The sequence below is a fragment of the Streptacidiphilus sp. BW17 genome, assembly GCF_041262485.1.
Taxonomy (GTDB): Bacteria; Actinomycetota; Actinomycetes; order Streptomycetales; family Streptomycetaceae; genus Streptacidiphilus.
Genome location: NZ_JBGCCR010000022.1, coordinates 84192 through 105380 on the forward strand (window position 1 = coordinate 84192; position 21189 = coordinate 105380).

General features: G+C 72.1%; 18 protein-coding genes and 1 pseudogene. 13 read left to right on the top strand and 6 right to left on the bottom strand.

The features are described from left to right. Nucleotides 1–56: 56 nt before the first annotated feature. The 6 genes and pseudogenes from ABH940_RS24740 to ABH940_RS24765 all read left to right on the top strand — a co-directional run bounded on the left by ABH940_RS24740 (nucleotide 57) and on the right by ABH940_RS24765 (nucleotide 4159). Nucleotides 57–260: a cold-shock protein gene (locus ABH940_RS24740; protein ID WP_370070698.1), complete on the top strand. Its 204-nt coding sequence runs from the start codon at nucleotides 57–59 to the stop codon at nucleotides 258–260. Nucleotides 261–539: 279 nt separating this feature from the next. Then, nucleotides 540–1754 (top strand): annotated as a pseudogene (locus ABH940_RS24745) (DEAD/DEAH box helicase); the annotation flags it as partial. 176 nt (nucleotides 1755–1930) lie between these two features. Continuing rightward, on the top strand, nucleotides 1931–2422 hold the full coding sequence (locus ABH940_RS24750) for a DUF5994 family protein (RefSeq protein ID WP_370106194.1): 492 nt from the start codon (nucleotides 1931–1933) through the stop codon (nucleotides 2420–2422). 185 nt (nucleotides 2423–2607) lie between these two features. Beyond that, the gene (locus ABH940_RS24755) at nucleotides 2608–3090 is read left to right on the top strand and encodes a CBS domain-containing protein (protein ID WP_370106195.1); all 483 of its coding nucleotides are present in this window, start codon (nucleotides 2608–2610) and stop codon (nucleotides 3088–3090) included. Between the two features lie 147 nt (nucleotides 3091–3237). Further along, nucleotides 3238–3459: a hypothetical protein gene (locus ABH940_RS24760; RefSeq protein ID WP_370070692.1), complete on the top strand. Its 222-nt coding sequence runs from the start codon at nucleotides 3238–3240 to the stop codon at nucleotides 3457–3459. Between the two features lie 268 nt (nucleotides 3460–3727). Beyond that, nucleotides 3728–4159 (top strand): SRPBCC family protein, encoded by a 432-nt coding sequence (locus ABH940_RS24765; RefSeq protein WP_370070690.1) that lies wholly within the window; start codon nucleotides 3728–3730, stop codon nucleotides 4157–4159. 64 nt (nucleotides 4160–4223) lie between these two features. Here the strand turns inward: ABH940_RS24765 and ABH940_RS24770 are convergent, their stop codons facing one another. Beyond that, nucleotides 4224–4658 carry a CBS domain-containing protein gene (locus ABH940_RS24770; RefSeq protein WP_370070688.1) on the bottom strand — a complete coding sequence of 145 codons (435 nt, stop codon included), beginning with the start codon at nucleotides 4656–4658 and terminating at the stop codon, nucleotides 4224–4226. Between the two features lie 114 nt (nucleotides 4659–4772). Further along, entirely contained in the window at nucleotides 4773–6314 is a 1542-nt protein-coding gene (locus tag ABH940_RS24775) for a ricin-type beta-trefoil lectin domain protein (RefSeq protein WP_370070686.1), read from the bottom strand. Nucleotides 6315–6643: 329 nt separating this feature from the next. On the opposite strand from ABH940_RS24775, the gene ABH940_RS24780 reads away from it, so the two are divergent. The 7 genes from ABH940_RS24780 to ABH940_RS24810 all read left to right on the top strand — a co-directional run bounded on the left by ABH940_RS24780 (nucleotide 6644) and on the right by ABH940_RS24810 (nucleotide 15683). Beyond that, entirely contained in the window at nucleotides 6644–6943 is a 300-nt protein-coding gene (locus tag ABH940_RS24780; protein WP_196194734.1) for a WXG100 family type VII secretion target, read from the top strand. Between the two features lie 94 nt (nucleotides 6944–7037). After that, complete coding sequence (locus ABH940_RS24785; protein ID WP_370106196.1) at nucleotides 7038–11486, top strand: FtsK/SpoIIIE domain-containing protein; 4449 nt, start codon at nucleotides 7038–7040, stop codon at nucleotides 11484–11486. Beyond that, entirely contained in the window at nucleotides 11486–11761 is a 276-nt protein-coding gene (locus tag ABH940_RS24790) for a hypothetical protein (protein ID WP_370070681.1), read from the top strand. The genes ABH940_RS24785 and ABH940_RS24790 overlap by 1 nt, the downstream gene beginning before the upstream one ends. Before the next feature lie 79 nt (nucleotides 11762–11840). After that, nucleotides 11841–13367 (top strand): hypothetical protein, encoded by a 1527-nt coding sequence (locus ABH940_RS24795; protein ID WP_370070679.1) that lies wholly within the window; start codon nucleotides 11841–11843, stop codon nucleotides 13365–13367. 32 nt (nucleotides 13368–13399) lie between these two features. Next, nucleotides 13400–14155, top strand: a complete 756-nt coding sequence (locus ABH940_RS24800; RefSeq protein ID WP_370070677.1) for a hypothetical protein — start codon at nucleotides 13400–13402, stop codon at nucleotides 14153–14155. After that, on the top strand, nucleotides 14152–14931 hold the full coding sequence (locus ABH940_RS24805; protein WP_370070675.1) for a hypothetical protein: 780 nt from the start codon (nucleotides 14152–14154) through the stop codon (nucleotides 14929–14931). Before ABH940_RS24800 ends, ABH940_RS24805 begins: the two co-directional genes overlap by 4 nt. 35 nt (nucleotides 14932–14966) lie before the next feature. Continuing rightward, complete coding sequence (locus tag ABH940_RS24810; RefSeq protein ID WP_370070673.1) at nucleotides 14967–15683, top strand: helix-turn-helix transcriptional regulator; 717 nt, start codon at nucleotides 14967–14969, stop codon at nucleotides 15681–15683. Here ABH940_RS24810 and ABH940_RS24815 read toward each other — a convergent pair. The 4 genes from ABH940_RS24815 to ABH940_RS24830 form a co-directional block, all read right to left on the bottom strand. Next, a complete protein-coding gene (locus ABH940_RS24815; protein ID WP_370070671.1) occupies nucleotides 15598–18093 on the bottom strand; it encodes a BTAD domain-containing putative transcriptional regulator in 2496 nt (831 codons plus the stop codon). The two genes, ABH940_RS24810 and ABH940_RS24815, sit on opposite strands and share 86 nt — an antisense overlap. 118 nt (nucleotides 18094–18211) lie before the next feature. After that, nucleotides 18212–19321 carry a carbohydrate kinase gene (locus tag ABH940_RS24820; RefSeq protein WP_370106197.1) on the bottom strand — a complete coding sequence of 370 codons (1110 nt, stop codon included), beginning with the start codon at nucleotides 19319–19321 and terminating at the stop codon, nucleotides 18212–18214. Next, on the bottom strand, nucleotides 19321–20310 hold the full coding sequence (locus ABH940_RS24825; RefSeq protein ID WP_370070667.1) for a zinc-dependent alcohol dehydrogenase family protein: 990 nt from the start codon (nucleotides 20308–20310) through the stop codon (nucleotides 19321–19323). The genes ABH940_RS24820 and ABH940_RS24825 overlap by 1 nt, the downstream gene beginning before the upstream one ends. Next, complete coding sequence (locus ABH940_RS24830) at nucleotides 20307–21179, bottom strand: carbohydrate ABC transporter permease (RefSeq protein WP_370070843.1); 873 nt, start codon at nucleotides 21177–21179, stop codon at nucleotides 20307–20309. Before ABH940_RS24830 ends, ABH940_RS24825 begins: the two co-directional genes overlap by 4 nt. Nucleotides 21180–21189: the final 10 nt, after the last annotated feature.

The window sequence follows — 21189 nt, forward strand, 5'->3', positions numbered from 1 at the left end:
TGACACGGGGTCCGCAGGGTGCGGGTCCCGGGTATTGCCCCTGAAGGAGATTCAAGATGGCATCCGGCACTGTCAAGTGGTTCAACGCGGAAAAGGGCTTCGGCTTCATCGAGCAGGAGGGCGGCGGTCCCGACGTCTTCGCCCACTACTCGAACATCGCCAGCCAGGGCTTCCGTGAGCTCCAGGAGGGCCAGAAGGTGACCTTCGACGTCACCCAGGGCCCGAAGGGCCCGCAGGCGGAGAACATCGTTCCGGCCTGACGCTGACGCGTACGACGCGGCCCGGGGCCCGCATCCGTGTGGTGCGGTCCCCGGGCCGTCGGCATTTCATCGCACGTGTATGAACTGTCGGCAGAACATGTTTTTTCCGGTCGGGTGATCTGGAAATTCGGTCATCCTTCTCGTCTGCCGGAATGCCGGTGCGGGCGAGAAACCGACGTGCTTGACGTTGTTTCCGTCGCCCCGGTTCGGTCCTGATTCGCGCTGCCCTCGACGGCCAGGAATTCCCTCGACACGCCCGCTCGATCGAGGAGGCGCTTCATGGACCGTACGCACAGCCCGAACGATCCGGCCACGCCGCCGCCCGTCGTCACGTCCTTCGGCGATCTGTGCCTGCCCGCCGCGCTGCTGAAAGAGCTGACCCGCCAGGGTGTCTCCGCGCCGTTTGCGATCCAGGCCGCCACGCTCCCCAACTCCCTTGCCGGGCACGACATCCTGGGGTGCGGGCGCACCGGATCAGGGAAGACGCTGGCGTTCGGGCTTGCCCTGCTGGCCAGGACCGCGGGGCAGCGTGGCACCCCCCGGCGGCCGCAGGCACTCATCCTGGTCCCCACCCGCGAGCTGGCCCAGCAGGTGACCGAGGCGCTCACCCCCTATGCGCGATCACTGGGCCTCAGACTGGTCAGCGTGGTCGGCGGCCGGTCGATCAGCGGTCAGGCCCGCGCGCTGCGCGCCGGGGCCGAGGTCGTCGTCGCCACCCCGGGGCGGCTGGCGGACCTCGTCGAACGCGGCGACTGCCGGCTCGACCGCGTCGCGGTGACCGTGCTCGACGAAGCCGACCAGATGGCCAACCTGGGCTTCCTGCCCCAGGTCACGGCCCTGCTCGATCAACTGCCGTCCGGCGGACAACACCTGCTGTTCTCTGCCACGTTGGACGGTGACGTCGATCTGCTGGTGCGCCGCTACCTGACGGATCCGGTCGCGCACGCGGTCGACGCCTCGGCCGACGACAGTGGCAGGGCGGAGCACCACGTCATCGAGGTCGCCGCGGCGGACAAGCACGCCACCGTCACGCGGCTCGCCGCCGGCGGCGAGCGGGTGCTGCTGTTCGTGGAGACCCGAAAGGCGGTCGACGAGCTCGCCGAGCGGCTGCTGGGCGAAGGCATCCGCGCGGCCACCCTGCACGGGGGCAGGTCCCAGGCCCAACGCTCGCGCACGCTGGAGCAGTTCAGGGCCGGGCAGGTCACCGCGCTGGTGGCCACCAACGTCGCGGCCCGCGGCCTCCACATCGACGATCTCGGCCTGGTGGTCAACGTCGACCCGCCCGCGCACCTCAAGGACTATCTGCACCGCGGCGGACGCACCGCCCGCGCCGGCGCGTCGGGCCGCGTCGTCACCCTGGTGCTGCCCCAGCAGCGTTGCACCGTCGCTCAGTTGTTGGTTCAGGCCGGCATCACCCCGCAGACCACCCGGGTCGGCTTGGGCGGCGTCGAACGCGGTGGCGAGCTGAGCCGGTTCACCGGAGCCCGGCGACCGTAGCGAAGCGCAGGTCAGGCCTGGCATCCCGCTTTCTCTGCGTGCGGTTCCGGCCACCGGGAGTCAGGACCGGAGTAGGGTGGGGACTACCGAGTAAGCGCCTTCCCACCAGCACCCGCGCTGGTGCCGCCCTGGGTCATGACGGGCCCGCTCGCGGGCCGGACTGGCGGCCTCCCATGGCGTCGACTCCTCTCCCTCTTCCCGTTCCCTGGTCGCTGCCTCCTCCGCTGCGCATGGACGCCCTCGGCGCCCCGCTGCTCCCGAGACTGCTGCTCGAACCGACGCTGTTGCGCACCGGCATGTTCGACGGTGCCTGGTGGCCGCGGACGAACCACGTCAGCGCCGAGTTGCCGGACCTGATCACGGCACTCACCGCGCACCTCGGGCGGATCGTCCGGGTGGGCCTCGAAACCGCCGCCTGGGACGCGGCTCCCCGGACGGTCACCGTCAACGGCCTGGTCGTGAGGATCAGTTGGTTCACCGGGGGCAACCGCACGATCAACGTCACCCGGGGTTTCCAGGACCATTTCCTCCTGCTTGTCGTCCCGCCCGGAACCGACACCCGGACCGCGTCGGCTGCGATGATCCAGGCCTCGGCCAGCGAGAACCACCGATCGGCGGCGGAGCTCCTGCGACGGAGGCCCGGCCAGACCGCCTGGCACGGCTGACCCCGGCCGCGGGACCGCCCCACCGCGCGACGTCCAATCCGGCGGTCCGGGACCGGCCGCCCCTCGGGCCGGAGTAGCCTTGGGAGGTCCAGGGCACCTCGTACCGGTACACGTTCCGGCTCGTCCTGGGCGCACAACACCGCCGGGCAGCCACTGGCAGCCCGGAGACGGGCTCAGGTGCCGCCGTGGCCAGCCAGACTCCCTCCCACGCAGGTTTCTGCCTCACCGTGGCCGACGCCATGCAGCCGCACACGGACCAGATCGCCGACGACACCACGATCGACCAGGCCAACGACCTCTTCGACGACCCACGCGTGCCCTACCTGCTCGTGCGCGACGCCGCCGGCCGCTGCGAGGGCCTGGTCACCCGCTCGCGGCTGCTCGTCTTCCTGGCCCGCTCCTGGTACACCAAGCGCACGTTCATTCGCGACACCACCCACCAGCGCGGCCCCTTCGCCCGGCCGGGCATGACACTGGAACGCGCCGACGAAGCCATGCGGGTCGGCAAGCTGCGGGTCTGGCCCGTCGTCGACGACAACGGCCACCTCCTGGGCGTGCTCAGCGCGCGCCACGTCGAGGGCCTCATGACCGCCACGAGGCAGGACTCCTCAAGCTCGGCGATCCGTCAACCGGCCGCCGCCGCAGAGCCTGCGCTCTCCGCATCATGAGACGTGCCCGGACCGCTGTTCACGACGGTCGAGGCGCACGGACGGCGCAGCTGTGGCCGCGGTCGTCGTGGCCGTGGTGACCACCGTTACCGGAGAGCAGCCCGGGCAGGGGTGATGCATGGGCCTCGTGACCGCATACTTGAAGTGATGACAAGATCTGAGGGACCCCGACGCATTCTTCCCGCCAGCCCCTTCACGCGCCCCACCGCAGCAGCGCCCGAGCAGTTTGCCGTGGGGGACCGGGTGTCGCACGACAAGCACGGCCTCGGCCGGGTGGTCGCGGTGGAGGACGACTACTCGGTGATCGTCGACTTCGGCTCGGCGCACCGGCGCATCTCCACGCCCTTCTCCGCGATGACAAAACTCTGACACCGCCGACACCGCGCACGCCCGAAAGGGCCCCGACCTGTGGTTCCGCACCTCGGGACGACAGGATTCGACCCTGCGCCCCCCTGGCCCGCACGTGTCCGCGTCGCTCTTTGCGCAGACAGTCCGGGCAGGGGCGGCGGTGGGCCGGGGCCTCGCCGAGCTGAGCCAGGGCGCCGTCGAACGTGTCCCGTTGCCGTGTGACGGGCCTGCCGCGCAAGCTGGACGTAACCGATGGGCCCGTTCCGCCGGGCCGGAGGTGAGGTTCACGATGAGCAGGCTCGAAGAGCAGATCACCATCGACGCTCCGGCGCGGGAGGTCTGGAACCGGCTGCACGACGTCGAGTCCTATCCGGCGTTCATGCACGGGGTCCAGCGCGCCTACGCGCACGGCAGCAACCACGCCCATCTCGACGTCCGGACCAAGGGTGTGGAGCGCGAGTTCGAGGCGGTGCTCGCCGACCGCGGCAACGAGCAGGTGATCACCTGGCAGACGCAGGGGAGCCCCGAGCTGAAGGGCGACATCGTGGTGCGCCCGCTGGACGGCACTCACAGTCAGGTGCAGATCCGGGTGGCCTACGAACCGGATGCGATCCACGACGCCTTCGGCGGCCCACGGGGAATGGCCCAGGTCCACCGGATCGAGAACACCGTCCGGGACGACCTGGAGCAACTCAAGGGCCTGGTGGAGGCGGCGAGGTGACTCGGGCCCGTCGGTGCGGGCCGGGATTCCCGCATCCCGGCCCGCGCTGCGGTGCGGCAGCGTGTCAGTGCTTGACGAACATGCTGTCCATGAAGTCGATGATCTGCTGATCGGTCACGCCCTTGGCCATCTTGTGCCCCATGGCCAGGTCCTTCTCGGTGATGATGCCGACCAGGCGCTCGTTGTCGATCACCGGCATTCGACGCACCTGGTGCCGTTCCATCTTGAGCAGCACGTCGTCCAGGCCGTCCTCCGCCCGCACGCAGTGCAGGTGGCCGGACAGCTCGATCGCCTTCATCTGGTCCGGGTCCTTGCCGGCGGCCAGACAGTCCATCACGATGTCGCGGTCAGTGATCATGCCCTTGAGCTTCTGGTCGGGGCCGCAGATCGGCAGGGCGCCGACGCCCTTGGACTGCATCATCTTCGCGGCTGCCCGCACGGTCTCGTTGGCGTCGATGCACTGGGCGCCGGCGTGCATGATGTCGCGCGCTGTGATCATGATTCTCTCCCTTCGGTGCCGGACAGTACCGGCTTGCTCACCGTAGGTGGCCGTGGGGAGGTGCGCGACCGGGCGGTGGCCGTCACGAAGCGCTCGCGCCCACAGGGTGACGCGTCAGGGACGTTTGAAGGTCGTGGTGGTGCCTGCGCAGGCGGCCAAGTGGATCGCCGCACCGCCGTTCGCGACGCCGAGGCACAGATTCGCCTGCTGTGAGTAGACCGTGTTGTTGCGCATCGAGAACAGCTGCGCGGGATTGCCGCTGCACCGCGCGACCTGCACCACCGTCCCGGGAGTCGTGCCGCCCCAGGCGGCGTCCATGCACAGGCCCTGGCTCTGGAGCGTTCCGTTCGAGACGACCTGCCACCCCTGGTTCGCGTTCCCGTTGCAGCTGCTCAGCCGCAGGGGCGTGCCGTCGGTGCCGACCCCGGCGCTGAGGCACTTCCCGGTGCCGGGGTTGAGCAGCGTGGGCGCGGGCGGACCGGCCGGGCCTCCCACCGGAGCTCCGGTGGAAGGCGCCCCCGTGGGCGGTGCGCCGGTCGTCGGTGCGCTCGCACCGCTCGTCGGCGTGCTCGCACCGGTCGCGGTGACCCGCGGAAGAGCCGAGCCCCGCGCAACGGGCGTGTTGCCCGAGGACCCGAAGCGACCGGTGGTCAGCGCCACGACCACGGCCGCGACGACGACTACGGCAGCGCCTGCCGCGACGACGCCCCGCCAGGTGAGCCGCCGCTCACCGCCCTGCCCCTGCCCGCCGGAACGGAAGCCGCCAGGAGCAGCAGGCACGGGATCGGAGTCGGTGTCGGGCTCGTCGAGGTCGTCGGGGCCGGGAGCCGCATCGGGGTGGTCCAGCCGGCGCGCCACGGGATCGCTCAGGAACCCGGTCTCCACCATTCCCTCGGGGTCCAGGGTCAGGCGCCACCGCGGCTGTGCCACGCGACCAATGACCACCACCGTCCAGCGACCGGTCTGCTCCTCCGCCGCACGGTGAAGTGTCTCGAGGTCCCGCCCGTTCGGGGAGCCCGACAGGACGAGCACCGCGCCGTCGAGCCCTGCCAACGTGGACGCCGCGTCGCGCAGGGCGGCGAACTCGAGGATGCCCGGCTCCTCCCGGGGGGTCTTGAAGCCGACGCGCACCACCTGCACGTCCCGTGCCCACGGGTTCGTCGTCAGCTCGCGGATCCAGTCCTCGGCCAGCGTCCGCGCCTGGCGCCCGTCGCCCTCCAGAGTGATGATGCCGCCGGCTCGGCCGAGGTTGAGCAGCACGAAGCCCTGGCGTGAGCCGCCCAGCGAGACCAGCCGCGGAAAGGGGTCGGTCAGCGCCTCGGAGACGTTGGCGAGCTGGATATCGCGCAGTGCGGCCTGCCAGACCCTGCCGTCCTGTTCGCAGAGCCAGCCGGTGGGCGGCTGTTCGTCGGGGGTGCTCAGGAACAGTCGGACCGTCTGGGCTCCGACGATGAGCGTGTGCACCGCCGGCACGTCGCGGTTCGCGTCGTGGCAGGCGGCGGTGAGGGCACGGACCACCCGGTCCACGGTCCACAGACCGTGGTCGGGGCGGGTGGCCCGGCCCGGTCGGGAGGAGTTGCCGCGCCAGGGGAGCAGCCGGGCGGCCCACGCGCCCCGGGCCGGAACTCGCTGTGCGGATCGGCTCGACACGGTCACCTTCGTCTCCTCGGCTGGGTGGGGGGCACGGTCTCGGCCGCGGGTGGGCGGCCGGACCGACGGGGAGACCCGTCCGCGCGGCCCTCCCGCGCACTGACCGGGGGGCCCGGCCCGTGGTGCCCCTCAGATCGTTCGCCGGGGCCGCATCCTGTGTCAACGACGGGCAGGGGTAGGCCTCCTGGCCTTGGGCCCGTGGACCCACAGCGCGGTCGGTGGGCCTGGACCGGCCCTCCCGAGGGTTCCTAGCATCGTCGGCGTCCCCAGTGAACACGCAGCGCCAACGCGTGGATGCGAACCGAGTCGGGGGCACGACGGAGAAGGGACCTCCCATGGCAAACGTGAACGTCACTTACCAGGAGATGTCGGACAGCGCGAACCGCATGCGCAACAACAAGTCGGACATCGACGCCAAGCTGAGCGAGTGCAAGAGCATCGTCGACAGCCTGACCGGCTCGGGCTTCGTCACCGACCAGGCGTCGGGCAAGTTCGACGAGGTGCACACCGAGTTCGTGAACTCGGCGAACCAGGCCATGGAGACCCTGGACCAGCTCTCGCAGTGGCTCGACAAGGCCGTTTCGGCGATGCAGGACATGGACTCCCAGCTGGCCGGATCGCTGAACAAGAGCTGAACAGGGGCTGATCCCGGCGCGACGCGCCGGAACCCGTCAGCTCTGGTCAGGCACCGGCGTCCAGCTACACGAGGAGTGGGGAAGCAGCAGCGCCATGATGATCACGATTTCCCGGCTCCCCGACTGGTCCGCCGACGTGGTGGTGGACGCCGAGCCCGCAACCAGCGTCCGCGACGTCGTCGCGAACCTGCTGGACAGCCTGGAGCCGGAGCGGTTGCCGGTCGTCGACACACCGTCGGCGACCCGGGTCTACCTCGCCGGCCGACTGCTCGATCTGGACCAGCCGTTGGCGGGCAGCGGCATCCAGGACGGGGCCGTGCTCTGGCTCGACGAGCCCGGCCCCGCCAGGACCGGTCTGCGGGGACTGGTCACCCTGCGGGCGGTGGCCGGGGCCGGTGCGGGCCGGGTCTGGTATCTCGACGCCGGGTTGCACCACATCGCGGCGGACCCGGCGGGCGGGATCGTGGTGGACGGGGAGCAGCCGCTGCCGGTCGCCGCCGTCGCCCGGGTGTCCCTGGACGCCGTGGTGCGGGTCCGCGCGGGCCACGGCGGCGTCCTGCTGGACCGGGCCCCGTTGCCGGACGACACCGAGGTGCGCTGGCGGGAGCAGGCCCAACTCGTGGTGGGCGAGACCGTGTTGGAGGCGCACGTGCTGTCGCGCCCGGACGCGGTCATCGCCGCCTCGTCCGACGGCGGGTTCCTGGACTACAACCGGCCTCCCCGGCTGCTGCCACCGGTCAGGCGCACCGCGTTCAAGCTGCCGAGTCAGCCCAAGGCGCCTTCGCTGAACGCCCTGCCGTGGTTGGCGACCGCGCTGCCCGCCGTCTTCGGCGGGGCCATGGCGATGATGCTGCACAACATGATGTACCTGATGATGACCGCCATGTCGCCGGTGATGATGCTCGGCACCTGGTACTCCGGTCGACGGCAGGGCAAGTCGAGCCACCGGCGCCATCTGGCCGAGTTCCGGTCGCAGCTCCAGGCGACCGAGGCGGACATCACCGCCGCGCTGGGCCAGGAACAGGTGGATCGCCGGGCCGAATGCCCGGACCCCGGCGAGCTGTTGGTCGTGGCCACCGGACCGCGGGCCCGGTTGTGGGAGCGCCGCCGGACCGACCCCGACCACCTGCTGGTCCGGGTCGGCACCGCCGACCTTCCCACGGCGGTCGCCGTCGAGTCGGGTGAGCCGGGCCAGCGCGGTCGCGAGCTGCGGGCCGCGCAGGACGTCCCGGCTGCCTTCTCCATCGCGCAGGCGGGCGTCGTCGGCGTCGTCGGGCCGGAGGACTGGCCCCGCCGCACCACCCGCTGGCTGGTCGGCCAGTTGGCCGTGCTGCAGAGCCCACGTGACGTGCAGTTCTACATCCTGACCGACCCGGAGGGGGAGGCGCTGTGGGAGTGGGCGACCTGGCTGCCCCACGCCCGGCCGCTCCTCGGCCAGCAGGCGCTGGCGCTGGTCGGGGCCGACGCCGAGACGCTGGGCCACCGGGTGGCGGAGCTGACGGAGCTGATCAAGGCCCGTCGGCAGGCCCGCCTCAACTCGGGTGCCGTCGCGGTCTCCGCTGACCCGGATGTGATCGTGGTGATGGACGGGGCCCGCCGGTTGCGCGCCCTGCCCGGTGTGGTGACGATCCTTCAGGAGGGCCCGGCCGTCGGTGTGCTGAGCATCTGCGTGGACTCCGACGAGCGCACCCTGCCGGAGGAGTGCACCACCGTCGTCGTCGGCGGGCCGGGCCGACCGGTCGGCCTGCGCCGTCAACGCGAGGAGCAGATCGACGGCATCCGCGCGGACGAGGTCGTCGACGACTGGTTCGACGCCGTCGGCCGCTGCCTCGCCCCGCTGCGCGACGTCAGCGACGGGCAGGGCGAGACCGCGTTGCCCGGCGCCGCCCGGCTGCTGGAGGTCCTCGGACTGGAGGAGCTGACGCCGGGCGCGATTGCCGCCCGCTGGCGTGCCTCGGGACGCAGCACCAAGGCGGTGGTCGGCTACTCGCTGGACGGGCCGTTCGCCCTGGACCTGGTGAACCACGGGCCGCACGGCCTGGTGGCCGGTACCACCGGTTCCGGCAAGTCGGAGTTCCTGCAGAGCCTGGTCGCGGCGCTGGCGGTGGCCAACCGTCCCGATGCGATGACCTTCGTGCTGGTGGACTACAAGGGTGGCGCCGCGTTCAAGGACTGCGTCGACCTGCCGCACACCGTCGGTCTGGTCACGGACCTCGACACGCACCTGGTCGAGCGGGCGCTGGTCTCGCTGAGTGCCGAACTGACGCACCGTGAGCACCTGTTGGCCGACGCGGGGGCCAAGGACCTGGAGGACTACCTCGACTTCGCCGAGCGCAGACCCGGCGATCTGGCCCCGATCCCGCGGCTGCTGATCGTGATCGACGAGTTCGCGTCCATGGTGCGCGAACTGCCGGACTTCGTCACCGGACTGGTCAACGTCGCACAGCGCGGCCGGTCCCTGGGCATCCACCTGATCCTGGCCACGCAGCGGCCGTCCGGCGTGGTCTCGGCGGAGATCCGCGCCAACACGAACCTGCGGGTTGCCCTGCGGGTGACCGATCCGGCGGAGAGCACCGACGTCATCGACGCCCGCGAGGCGGCCGGAATCTCCGCCGCCACGCCGGGCCGCGCCTACGCCAGGCTCGGGCACAGCTCCCTGATTCCGTTCCAGACCGGGCGGGTCGGCGGCCGGCGACCGCTGGGCGACGGGGAGGCCGTCGCGGTCCCGCCCTTCCTCCAGCCCGTCTCCTGGCTGGACCTGGGGCGCCCGGTGCCGCAACGCCCCCGCGGCACCGTCGAGACGGACACCGAGACCGACCTCGCGGCGCTGGTGCGTACCGTCAAACAGGCCAACGCGCTGGTGGGCGTCGCCCCGCAACGCCGACCGTGGCTGCCCCCGCTGCCGCTCTCACCGGTCGTCGAGCTCCCCGCGGATCCGGTGCGCGGAAAGCGCGGAGACCCGGTCTTCTCCTGGGCCGTGCAGGACCTGCCTACCAAGCAGCGCCAGGAGCAGGTCACGGTCGACCTCGCCGGCTTCGGGCATCTGCACATCGTCGGCGCACCCCGCTCGGGTCGCTCCACGGCGCTGCGTACGTTCGCCGCCGCAGCGGCTGCCGCCTCGGCGGTGACCGACCTGCACCTCTACGGGCTGGACTGCGGGAACGGCGCACTGCTGCCGCTCAGCAGGCTGCCACACTGCGGTGCGGTGGTCCAGCGGGTGGAGACCGAGCGGGCCGCCCGGCTGCTCAAGCGACTGCACGCCGAGGTGCTCAACCGTCAGCGGATCCTCGGCGAGGGCGGTTTCGCCGACCTGGCCGAGCAACGCGCCTCCGCCCTCGAGGCGGAACGGCTGCCGCACATCGTGCTGCTGCTCGACCGCTGGGAGGGGTTCGTGGGCACCCTCAGCGAGTACGACGGCGGTTCGCTGACGGACCTGGTCCACACGCTGCACCGGGAGGGCGCGAGCGCCGGCGTGCATCTGGTCGTCGCCGGCGACCACATGCTGCTGAGCGGCCGGATGGGCTCGCTCTGCGACGACAAGCTGATCCTGCGCCTGTCCGACCGCATGGACGCGAGCCTGGCCGGGCTGAACCCCAGGAAGATCCCCGAGCACATGCCGCCGGGACGCGGCTACCGCGCGCCCGGTGCGATCGAGACCCAGGTCTCGCTCATGGCGGCCGACCCGGCCGGTCCGGCCCAGGTCGCCGCGCTGCACGCGCTGGGGGCGAGCCTTGCCGAACGGGAGGCGGGGGTGCCGAAGTCGGCACGCCCGAACCGGATCGCGGCGCTGCCCACCCAGCTCTCCTTCGAGCAGGCCTGGGAGCTGGCCGAGACGCCGTCCCCGATGTGGGCGATGATCGGCGTGGGGGGCGACGAGCTCGAACCGGTGGGCGCGGACCTGCTGGGCGACCAGCCCACCTTCCTGGTCGCCGGACCGTCGCGGTCCGGGCGCAGCACCGCGCTGTGCGTGATGGCCGAGTCGCTGCTGCGCGGCGGCGCGGAGGTGGTGCTCGGCGCGCCGATGAACTCCCCGTTGCGCGCGTTCGAGGGACGCGCCGGAGTACGGGGCGTGCTCACCGCCGAAGCCCCGACCGAGGCGGAGTTCGCGGCCCTGCTCGACCCGGGGGACGGCCCGGTGGTGCTGCTGGTCGACGATGCCGAGGTCTGGCGCGACCTGCCCTGCCGGGACTGGCTGAAGGCCTTCGTCCGCAAGGCGTCGGGTTCCAACCGCGGTGTCGTCATCGGCGGGGAAGTCTCCACGGTGGCGAGCGGCTTCTCCGGCTGGCAGGCGGAGGTCAAGCGCAACCGGCGCGGGGTGCTGCTGTCGCCGTCCAACACGGGCGACGGGGATCTCGTGGGCGTGCGGCTGCCCCGGTCGCAAGTGGCCGCGCGGGTGGTGCCCGGTGCCGCCCTGGTGCACCTCGGCACCGGCAGCCTGACCACCGCTCAGATCCCGCTGCCGGCCGCGCAGCCGGCCCCGGCACCGTCCCCCGTACCGGCCGCCGCGTCCGGCGCGTCGGTCCCGACCGAGAAGGAGCAGTGATGGCAGACGTCGTGGTGAAGGACCTGCAGGCGCTCGTCAGTGACCTCAACGACCTGATCGGCCAGTTCGAGGGCGCGCTCGACTTCCAGAACGACGACAAGGGGCTCTGGGGACAGCACAACGCCAACCTCTCGATGGGCGACTTCGCCGCCAACTGGACCATCCACCGCGACGCGATGGTCAAGGACATGAAGAGCCTTCGGGACGAGGTCACCAAGGTCGACCAGGCATGGGCGCAGAGCGACACCCAACTCCTCCAGTCGTTCCAGAACTGAGGACCGGGATGAAGCAGAAGAAGCAGACGTATCGGACGCACGCGGAGCAGAGGACGCGGAGCGAAGTCGAGGAGAGCCGATGAGTGTCAGGAATCTCGGGGACTGGATGCCGCTGGGTCTGGGCTCGGACCCGGTCCGCGCCGACCCGGACGCCGTCAGCGCGGCGCAGCAGCGGTACCAGCACATCGCGGACACCATCGATGACGCGACCGCCCAGCTGCAGAAGATCGTCGGTACCAACAGCGACAGCCTGGCCGGGCAGTACGTCCAGGGACTTCAGTCGGCGGCGAGCTCGCTCAACGACCGGCTCACCAAGGCCGGGGTCCGCTACCACGACGTAGCGAGCCAGATCAGCACGTACGAACCCGACTTGGAGCAGGGGCTCAGCGAGACCGCCGGAGCTCTCTCCGACGCCGAGGCCGCGCAGAACGCGCAGACCAAGGCGAGCAGCATGCCGGAGCCGCAGAAGAGCTCCGACGGCAGCATCTCGCCCGACGAGCAGGCCAAGGGCGACGCGAAGACCAAGGCGACCGACAACGCGAACGCGCAGCTGACCGCCGCGAAGACCCGCCTGAACAACGCGATGGACGCGCTCAACACGGCGGGCAAGCGCTTCGGGGACGCGGTCAACTCCAAGAACTACAAGGACGGACTGACCGACACCTTCAAGGACAAGCTGGACGCGGTGATGGCCAAGATCAGCCAGGTCTTCGCGATCATCGGCATGATCCTGGGAGCGCTGGCCATCCTCATCCCCGGGGTCGACGTGTTGGTGCTCGCCTCGGTGGTCGCGGGAGCGATCACCCTGATCGCCAACATCACCCTGTACCACGACGGGAAGGGCAGCCTCGCGGATGTGATCCTCGGCGCGGTGGGGCTCGGCCTCGCCGGCCTGGGCGCGATCGCCTCGGTCGTCGGCAAGGGCATCTCCGCTGCGGCCAAGGCCGTTGCTGTCGCAGGCAAGACGCGACCGGTTCCTCTCGGCGGAGGGGACGGGTCCATCCCGCTGGTGCCGCTGCGGCCGGTGGGCGGTGCGGGAGGCCGCCCGGTCCCCAACTTCTCCCGTCCCTTCGGGCCCGGAAACGAGCGCCCGGTGCCCAACTTCTCCCGTCCCTTCGGACCCGGCAACCGTCCGGGCGGGCCGGTCGGGCAGGGCTTCGGCGCGGGCCGTCCGATCCCCAACTTCTCCCGGCCGCTCCCGCAGCCGGCCCCGAACGCGGCGGCGGACTGGAAGAACCTGTCCGACTGGTTCAACAACCCGGCCACCAACTTCCTGTTGGGCAAGGGGGGCGCGACCACCCCCGAGGTCGGCTTCTGGGGCTCGGCCGGGCAGCAGCTCGGTGACGTGGGCGACATGTGGAAGGGCCTGCTGACCAACCCGCTGCAGTTCGGCAAGGACCTCGGCAGCATCATCGCCGGTGTCAAGGGAGCCCAGGGCCTGCAGGACGTCGTCGGCGCGGCCGGTCTCGGCAAGATCTCGCCGCTCTGGTACGTCTGGGGCGGCCTCAACGGAGCCTTCGGCGCGGGCGCCGGCTTCGTCTACACGGGCGGGCGTCTCAACGGCTGGATCCCCGCACTCAACCCGCCCGGCTACGGAGCGGCATGAGCGGGGGAGGACACATGGGCGCGGGAGGAACCATGAGCGAGGATCTTTCGGAGCTGACCGGCACGCCGTGGTACTGGGAGTGGGTGCCGACCGGGTTGCCGGGGGAGCCCGAGGCGGAGGCCTGGACCGAGCACCTGACGGGCCTCTTCGACGACTGGACGGCCGAGGGCGTGGCCGCCGCCCGCGCGGGCTGGCCCAAGGACGCGGAGGCCGAGTTCCCCTTCGATCCCGCCGAAGTCGGCCGCGACACCGCCCGTTGGCTGCGCGAACGGGCGGAGCAACTGCCCGAGTGGTCACGGCTCGCCTGGGGCGCGGCGTTCGTGGCGGGCAGGGCGAGGTGGGCCCCGGTCCCGGTGGTGGTGGAGTTCCGCGCCCCGGAGGCGGAGGACCCGAACTACCTGATGGACGTCGTGGGCGCGCGCGGACTGGAGATCGACGCGCGCGAACCGGCCGTCGACTACGTGACCACCCCGAGCGGTGACGGGGTGCGGGTCTTCGCCCTGTGCCGCAGCACGGAGGGAGCGGCCTACGCCCGCCTGGACGCCGCCCTGCGCCTGGACGTCCCGTCGAGGGACGACATGCCCGGCGTCAGTGCGGACGTCGTGTTGAGCACCTGCGTCTTCGAGATGGGGCTGATGGCGCTGATCGGCCCCGGAGTCGAGCAGTTGATGCAGCAGATCGCCGCGGACTGCGACCCTGCCGACGGCGGGCGCGCCCGGCTCGGCCTGGTCGCTGCCGCCGGAGGAGCTGCCGCCGGGGGCGCGGACAGTGGAGAGGAGCAGGAGTGATCGACTTCGAGCTGGTCGTCCCCGACGGCTGGGTGCAGATCCCCACGACCGCCGACACCACCGCGCTGCGCCGTCGGATCATCGAGGAGGTGATCCGGCACCACCTGCCGGACTCACTGCCACGCGACAAGGCGGGCCCGTGGCGTCGGATGCTGCGCCGGGAGCTGACCGAGGCGACCGACGAGGCGGCGCGGAACAACGCTCGCTCGGTGCTGCTGCCGCTGCAGGAGTTCAGCGGGATCAGGTTGCCGGGATCGATGCTGGTGACCGTCCTCGAGTCGGAGGCGGAGGACGAGGACGCCGTCGAGGACGCGGAGCAGCTGCTGGCCGCCGTGCTCGCCGAGGCGGGCGACGGGGGCACCTACCTGGACATCGGCGGCGGCCCCGCGGTGCGCGTGGCCTCAGTGGTGGAGAGCAGCCGGATCGGACGCAAGGCGCCGTCGCGGAAGGTCTCCTACTACGTCGCGCACCCGGAGACGCCCGGCGTGTGGGGGCTGTTGACGTTCACTGTGCTGACCGACGGAGACGTGGAGGCCGCGCCGGTCCAGGCGGTCGAGCTGCTCTTCGACGCGATCGTGACCACGCTGCGCTGGGCGGACCGGGTCGATGTGCCCACGGAGGAGGAGGTGTTGGCCGAACTGGCCCAACTGGCCCGGGAAGCAGGGGAGTCCGGAGAGACAGGGGAGTCAGGGGAGGCCGTGACGCCGGACGGCGAGCCGCTCGCAGACGCGGTAGCCGCGACCGCCGGACCTGAAGGCGGCATGGACACGGCCTGAAGAGGGCGTGAAGCGGGGTCCGTCACGCTGGATTCATGACGCAGCCGCCCACCCCGGCCGCACCCGACGGGCCCCGCCTCGGCCTGGTGCGGATCGCCATCACGAGCCCTGACATCCTCGCCGAGATCCGGCAGGTGTTCGCCGGAAAGAACCTGGACGTCGAGTTCGTCCGGATGCCGTATGTCGAGGTCGCCGTACGGCCCGCGGCCGGGGCGGTGGCGCTCCGGCCGCCGGCCGCGGCTCCTGCGGTCCCGGTGGCCCCTGCTGCGCTCCCAGCAGCCAGGATCAATCCCCGCAGGCTCTGCGCCGAGTACCGGCTCAACGTGATACCGGTCGCCGACCGGGGCATGGGCGAACCCGCGGCTCCCGGTGGGACAGCGCCCGGGTATGCGCCCGCGTCGCAGACGCCCCACCGGCCGACCGTGCCGTTGTCGCAGCGTCAGCACGAGGTGATGGCGCTGGTCTCACGAGGCGTGCGCAACGCCGAGATAGCGGCCCGGCTGCGCCTCAGCGAGAAGACCGTGAAGAACCACATCAACCGGATCTTCCGCTCCCTGGGCGCGGACAGCCGGATCGAGGCAGTGCTGATCTGGCAGGCCCAGCAACGGGACGCGCGGGCGGGCCGGGTGCCGGGCAGCGGGGGCGCCCCGGGCATTCCCGGAGCGGCTACCCCGCGCCCACCCGACGGCCTTCGCGTCCCGGGTCAGCGGACGCCGACCGGGCAGCATCCGGTGCTCGCAGGAACGCGGTGACCTCGGCGGCCTCCGTGGCGCCGACCCCCTCCAGCCGGGCCAGGGCGTCGAGCGCCAGTTCCCGCACATGAGCGGGTCGGCTCCCCGACACGGCGCGCACCTTGGCCAGGCCGAAAAGGGCCAGGCCCTCCAGGCGGCGGTCCCCGGCGGAGCTGCCCGTCGCCAGCGCGTTGCGCAGCAGCCCGAGAGTCGCGTCCACCTGGTCGAGCCCGTCCTGGCCCAGCCGCGAGCAGGCCCGGCTCAGCTGGCGCAGCAGCCCGGCGCGGGAGTCCTGGTCACGCGCCAGATCGGCGCTGCGTAACCCGAGTTGCAGCAGCCCGACCCAGTCCCTGGGCCGGCCGGAGCCGTAGCAGTGCTCGAAGAGCAGACCGACCAGGTGCGCGGCCTCGGCATGACAGCCGATCCGCTGCGCGGTCTGGACCAGCGGCGCGACGTCGTCCCAGGCCTGCGCACGCCAGGCCGCAGGATCGCCCGGAGGAAGCGTCAACGCCGTGATGTGCCAGTGGAGCAGACGCGCCAACGTCTGCCTGCGCCAGGAGGCGCTCTCGCCCTCGCCGGACAGTTCCCCGGCGTAGAGCCGGGTCAGCTCGTGCATGCGGAACCCGCCGTCCGCGGCCTCGACCAGGTGGTGCGCGGCCAGGTTGCGGAGCGTGGCGACGGTCTCCGGCACCGAGAGGTCCAGCAGGGCGGCCGCCGCCTCCGCCCGGACGGGGGTCCTCGGCAGAAGTCCCAGGGTCCGGAAGGCCCGTGCGGATCCGGCGTCGAGCCGGGCGTAGGACCAGGAGAGCACCCCGCGCACCGAGGAGAGTTCGTCGTCCGGGATCTCCAGGCCGTCGAGGCGGTGCCGCACGTCCTCCAACTCGGCGGCCAGGTCCGCGATCCGGGCGGCCGACCCGGCGGTCACCTGCTCCGCGGCGATCCGCAGGGCGAGCGGCAGTCGGTCGCAGAGCTCGGCCAGGCGGCGGGCGGCCGACTCCTCGGCGGCGACCCGGGCCGGGCCGATCGCCGCGGAGAGCAGTTCCAGCGACTCGGGGTGGGTGAGCGGGCCGAGGACCACGCGGCGGGCCGAGTAGCGCACCGCCAGGCGGCTGAGCCGGTTGCGGCTCGTCACCAGGGTGAACGAGGGCCCCGAGCCGGGCAGCAACTCCTCGACCTGCTCGGCGGAGTCGGCGTTGTCGAGCACGATCAGCATGCGCTTGTCCCGGACGATGCTGCGCCACAGGGCCGCCCGCTGCCCGTGGTCGGGCGGGATGTCCGTCACGTTCAGGGAGGTGAGCAGGTGGTGCAGACCGTCCGCCGAGGAGCGGGCCTGCTGCCTGGGGGCGAAGCCGCACAGATCCAGGTACAGCTGGCCGTCCGGGTATTCGTCCATCAGCCGGTGGGCGCAGTGGACGGCCAAGGCCGTCTTACCCACCCCGCCCACTCCGGCGACCATCATGATCGCCGGAGTGGGCTGACCGCCGCTGCTCTCCTGGCCCCCGCGCGCCGCCGCCAGCACCTGTCCGATCGCGTCGGCGCGGCCGACGAAGGCGCCGACGCCGTGCGGCAGTTGGGCCGGCCGGACGACCGGGGCGGGCGTCGCCGGAGCCCCGGCCGGGGCCGGGACAGCGGCCAGGGCGGGGGCCGGGACGGGAGTCGGCTCGGGCGCACCCGTGCCGCGCCCGTTCCCGGTCAGGATGGCGGAGTTGAGCTCCCGCAGCTCCGCCGACGGGGCGATGCCCAGATCCTCGGCCAGCACCCTCCGCAGGTCCTGGTACTGGGCGAGGGCGTCGGCAGTCCGGCCGCTGCGGCACAGCGCCGTGATCAGCAGGGCACGCAGCCGTTCGTCGTACGGGTGGGCGGCGACATGGGTACGCAGCTCGTCGGCCAGGCCGACGGGACGGTCGAGTGCGAGCAGCAGCTCCGCGCGTTCCCGCACGAGCCGCAGCGACAGGTCCGCAGCCCAGGCGCGGAATCCCTCGGCGAACGGGCCCGGCACGCCGGCGAGCGCCGAACCCGGGCGCCAGTGCGCCAACGCCTCGTCGTAGGCGGAGAGTTCGGCGAGGGGGCGGTGCTCCGGAGCGGTCGGTGCCCGGGATGCCAGACGCTCGACGACGCGGATGTCGAGCTGGTCGGGAGCGAGCCGCAGCCCGTAGCCGGTCGCCGAGCTGGTGAGCGACGCCTCCGCCTCGCCGAGCGCGCGACGCAGCCCCGACACGTAGGTGTGGATGCTCCCGGCCGCGGTGGCTGGCGGAGCGGACCCCCACAGGTGGTCGATCAGATCGCCCCTGGTGACCAGGGTGTTGTTGCTGAGCGCGAGCACGGCGAACACGGCCTGCTGCTTGGGCGGCCCGAGGGGGATCTCCCGCTCGCCCACGTACACGCGCAGTGGCCCCAGGGTCTCGACCCAGAGGCGACCTACCTCCGTCACGTCCGACCTCCCGTGCGTGCGATGCCGCAGTTCGAGCCCCGTGCCCCGACGGCGGTCGGCCCACGCGGGGTGGGACGGACGCCGTCAAGGGGGTGATGTGGATGGGTGGCGACGGGCCCTACAGCCGGGCCGACGCTCGGTGGGGAGTCCGCAGCCCTCGGAAGGCGTGCAACTCGTCCATGGTGGGTGGGTCGGCGCCCACGCGGCTGCACGTGGCCGCCGCCGCGTCAGCGGCCAGGCGCAGCGCGGTGAGCAGCGCCGGTGGCGGCTGCGGGGAGCGCGTCGCCGCCCGCAGCGCCGCCCGACCGGGGACCGGCGTGCCCGAACCGCCGTCGCCCTCGCGGCCCTCGCGGCCCTCGCGGCCCTCACCGCTGTCACTGCTGTCGCCGCTCTCGCCGCCGAGCAGCCGGGCCGTGAGCAGGCCGTGGAGCAGCCCGGCCATGAAGGCGTCGCCCGCGCCGACGGTGTCGGCGACGGCCACGGGCACCGACGGGACCTCGCAGCTGCCGTGTCGCCAGAAGGCCGTGGCCCCCGCGTCGCCGCGGGTCAGCACCACCAGCGTCGGGCCCCGCTGGAGCCAGGCCTCGGCAGCCTGCTCCGCGCCGAGGTCCGGGTAGAGCCACTCCAGGTCCTCCGCGCTGGCCTTCACCAGGTCGGCCGCGCTCACCAGGGTCTCCACCCGGGGACGCTCGGCGTCCGGTTCGCCCAGCAGCGCGGGCCGCAGGTTCGGGTCGTACGAGACGGTGGCGTGCGGGTGAGCCGACCGCACCGCGGCCACGACCTGGGTCGCGCCCGGCTCCAGGGACGTGCCCAGCGAGCCGGTGTGCAGGTGGGTGCAGCGCACCGATCCGCTCCCCAGCCGCTGCGCCGTCGGGGTCGGCAGCTCCCAGCGCAGGTCGAAGGTGTAGGCGGGGGAGCCGTCCTGATCGAGGGTCACCGAGGCGGTGGCAGTTCGCCCGGTCACCGTCGATCCGTCGACGAGCTCCACGCCGTCGCCGGTCAGGTGGTCGCGGACCAGCGCTCCGTGGGCGTCGTCACCGATCCGGGTGGCCAGCTGCACCGGCGAGCCCAGGCGGGCCAGCCCCAGGGCCACATTGGCCGGGCTGCCGCCGGGGGTGGCCCGGCGCACGCCCTGATCATCCGTCAGCACATCGACGAGGGCCTCACCGATGACCAGCGTCGGCAGCATCCCCACCGGTGTCTCCGTCCCGTCTCCGTTCGCTCGCATCACGGGGTCACCAGGATCTTCCTGCCCTTGCCGTCCTTGAACCGCTGCAGCGCCTCCGGATAGGCGGCCAGGCCGAACCGGTCGCTGATGAAGACCTCCGGGTCCAGCACCCCGGACGCGAACAGGTCGGCGGCCCGTTCGTAGCTGTGCAGCACCGCCATCGACCCGGTGATGGTGATCTCCTGGTTGTAGATCCGGTAGGGGTCGATGGTGGCGCGGGTCGCGTAGTCGGCCACGCCGAACTGCAGGTAGGTGCCCCCCTTGCCGACCCGGCCGAGCGCGTCCTGGATGGCCTGCGCGTTGCCGGTCGCGTCGATGACGACGTCCCAGCCACGCGGCTGCTCCAGCTCGTCCGGTGAGGCGGCGGCCCGGCTGCAGCCGAGCAGGCGGGCCGTGGCCAGCCGTTCGGGGTTGAGGTCCACCACGTCGACAGCGGCGGCGCCGGTGCGCTTGGCCAGCTCCAGCATCATCAGACCCATCGTGCCGGAGCCGTAGATCAGCACCTGGCTGCCCATCCGGGCGCGCAGCACGTCGTAGCCGCGTACCGCACAGGAGAGCGGTTCGATCAGCGCGGCGTCCTCGGTGCGCACGTGGTCGGGCAGCTTCACGCAGTTGCCCCCGGGCGCGAGGGCGAACTCGGCTGCGGCGCCGGGGCGGGACACCCCGATCGCGTTCCAGCGCTCGCACAGGTTGCCGCGGCCCATGCGGCAGTAGTGGCAGGCGTGGCAGTACAGCGAGGGGTCGACCGCGACCCGGTCGCCGACGGCGAGCCCGACCACGTCCGCGCCCGCGGCCACGATCCGCCCGGCGAACTCGTGCCCGGGGACGATCGGCAGGGTGGGTGCGAACTCGCCCTCCAGGATGTGGAGATCGGTTCCGCACAGCCCGACGGCGGCGACCTCGACGACGACGTCCTCGCGTCCCGGGGTGGGGTCGTCGACCGTGACGACGTCGACCACCCCGGGGGCGCTGATGACGGCTGCCTTCACTTGACGGCTCCCAGCGAGAGGCCCTGGACCAGCTTGTCCTGGGCGGCGAAACCGGCGACGAGAACCGGTACGGAGATGCAGACGGCTGCGGCGCACACCTTCGCCAGGAACAGGCCCTGGCTGGTGACGAACCCGGTGAGGAAGACGGGCGCGGTGCCGGCGACCACGCCGGTGAGCACCCGGGCGAAGAGGAGTTCGTTCCAACTGAAGATGAAGGAGATCAGCGCGGTGGCGGCGATGCCCGGAGCGGCCACCGGGCCCACGATCCTGACCAGCGTCGTCAGCAGGGACGCACCGTCCAGTGAGGCGGCCTCCAGGATCTCCTTGGGTACCTCGCCCAGGAAGGACCGCATCATCCACACCGCGATCGGCAGGTTCATCGACGTGTAGAGGATGATGAGCAGCCAGATGTTGTCCAGCATCCCCGCGTTCTGCGCGATCAGGTAGATCGGCAGCAGCCCGGCGACGACCGGCAGCATCTTGGTGGACAGGAAGAAGAACAGCACGTCGCTCCACTTGCGCACCGGCCTGATCGACAGCGCGTACGCGGCCGGGATGGCCAGCGCCAGCACCAGGAGGGTGGACGCGACGCTCGCGGTCAGCGAGTTGATCAGCGGCGGCCAGGGGCTCACCCCTGTGCCGGCGCCGAAGAACTCCCGGTAGCCCTGCAGGGTCAGCCCGGCGCCGAGGCTCGGCGGGTTGGTCGCGGCGTCCTGCTCGCTGTGCAGGGAGGTGAGCACCATCCAGGCGAACGGCAGGAAGAAGAGCAGCCCGCACAGCCACGCCACCAGGCCCAGCACGGGTCCACCGCGACGGTCGGACTGGTCCCGGCGGGCGGAGCGCCCGCCGGACCGGGAGCGGGAACGGATCACAGCGATG

What these genes read in the sequence shown, in the direction of transcription:
- ABH940_RS24740 (WP_370070698.1), top strand. Translation starts at nt 57, where the DNA reads ATGGCATCCGGCACTGTCAAGTGGTTCAACGCGGAAAAGGGCTTCGGC.
- ABH940_RS24750 (WP_370106194.1), top strand. Translation starts at nt 1,931, where the DNA reads ATGGCGTCGACTCCTCTCCCTCTTCCCGTTCCCTGGTCGCTGCCTCCT.
- ABH940_RS24760 (WP_370070692.1), top strand. Translation starts at nt 3,238, where the DNA reads ATGACAAGATCTGAGGGACCCCGACGCATTCTTCCCGCCAGCCCCTTC.
- ABH940_RS24765 (WP_370070690.1), top strand. Translation starts at nt 3,728, where the DNA reads ATGAGCAGGCTCGAAGAGCAGATCACCATCGACGCTCCGGCGCGGGAG.
- ABH940_RS24770 (WP_370070688.1), bottom strand. Translation starts at nt 4,658, where the DNA reads ATGATCACAGCGCGCGACATCATGCACGCCGGCGCCCAGTGCATCGAC.
- ABH940_RS24780 (WP_196194734.1), top strand. Translation starts at nt 6,644, where the DNA reads ATGGCAAACGTGAACGTCACTTACCAGGAGATGTCGGACAGCGCGAAC.
- ABH940_RS24785 (WP_370106196.1), top strand. Translation starts at nt 7,038, where the DNA reads ATGATGATCACGATTTCCCGGCTCCCCGACTGGTCCGCCGACGTGGTG.
- ABH940_RS24790 (WP_370070681.1), top strand. Translation starts at nt 11,486, where the DNA reads ATGGCAGACGTCGTGGTGAAGGACCTGCAGGCGCTCGTCAGTGACCTC.
- ABH940_RS24795 (WP_370070679.1), top strand. Translation starts at nt 11,841, where the DNA reads ATGAGTGTCAGGAATCTCGGGGACTGGATGCCGCTGGGTCTGGGCTCG.
- ABH940_RS24800 (WP_370070677.1), top strand. Translation starts at nt 13,400, where the DNA reads ATGAGCGAGGATCTTTCGGAGCTGACCGGCACGCCGTGGTACTGGGAG.
- ABH940_RS24810 (WP_370070673.1), top strand. Translation starts at nt 14,967, where the DNA reads ATGACGCAGCCGCCCACCCCGGCCGCACCCGACGGGCCCCGCCTCGGC.
- ABH940_RS24820 (WP_370106197.1), bottom strand. Translation starts at nt 19,321, where the DNA reads ATGCGAGCGAACGGAGACGGGACGGAGACACCGGTGGGGATGCTGCCG.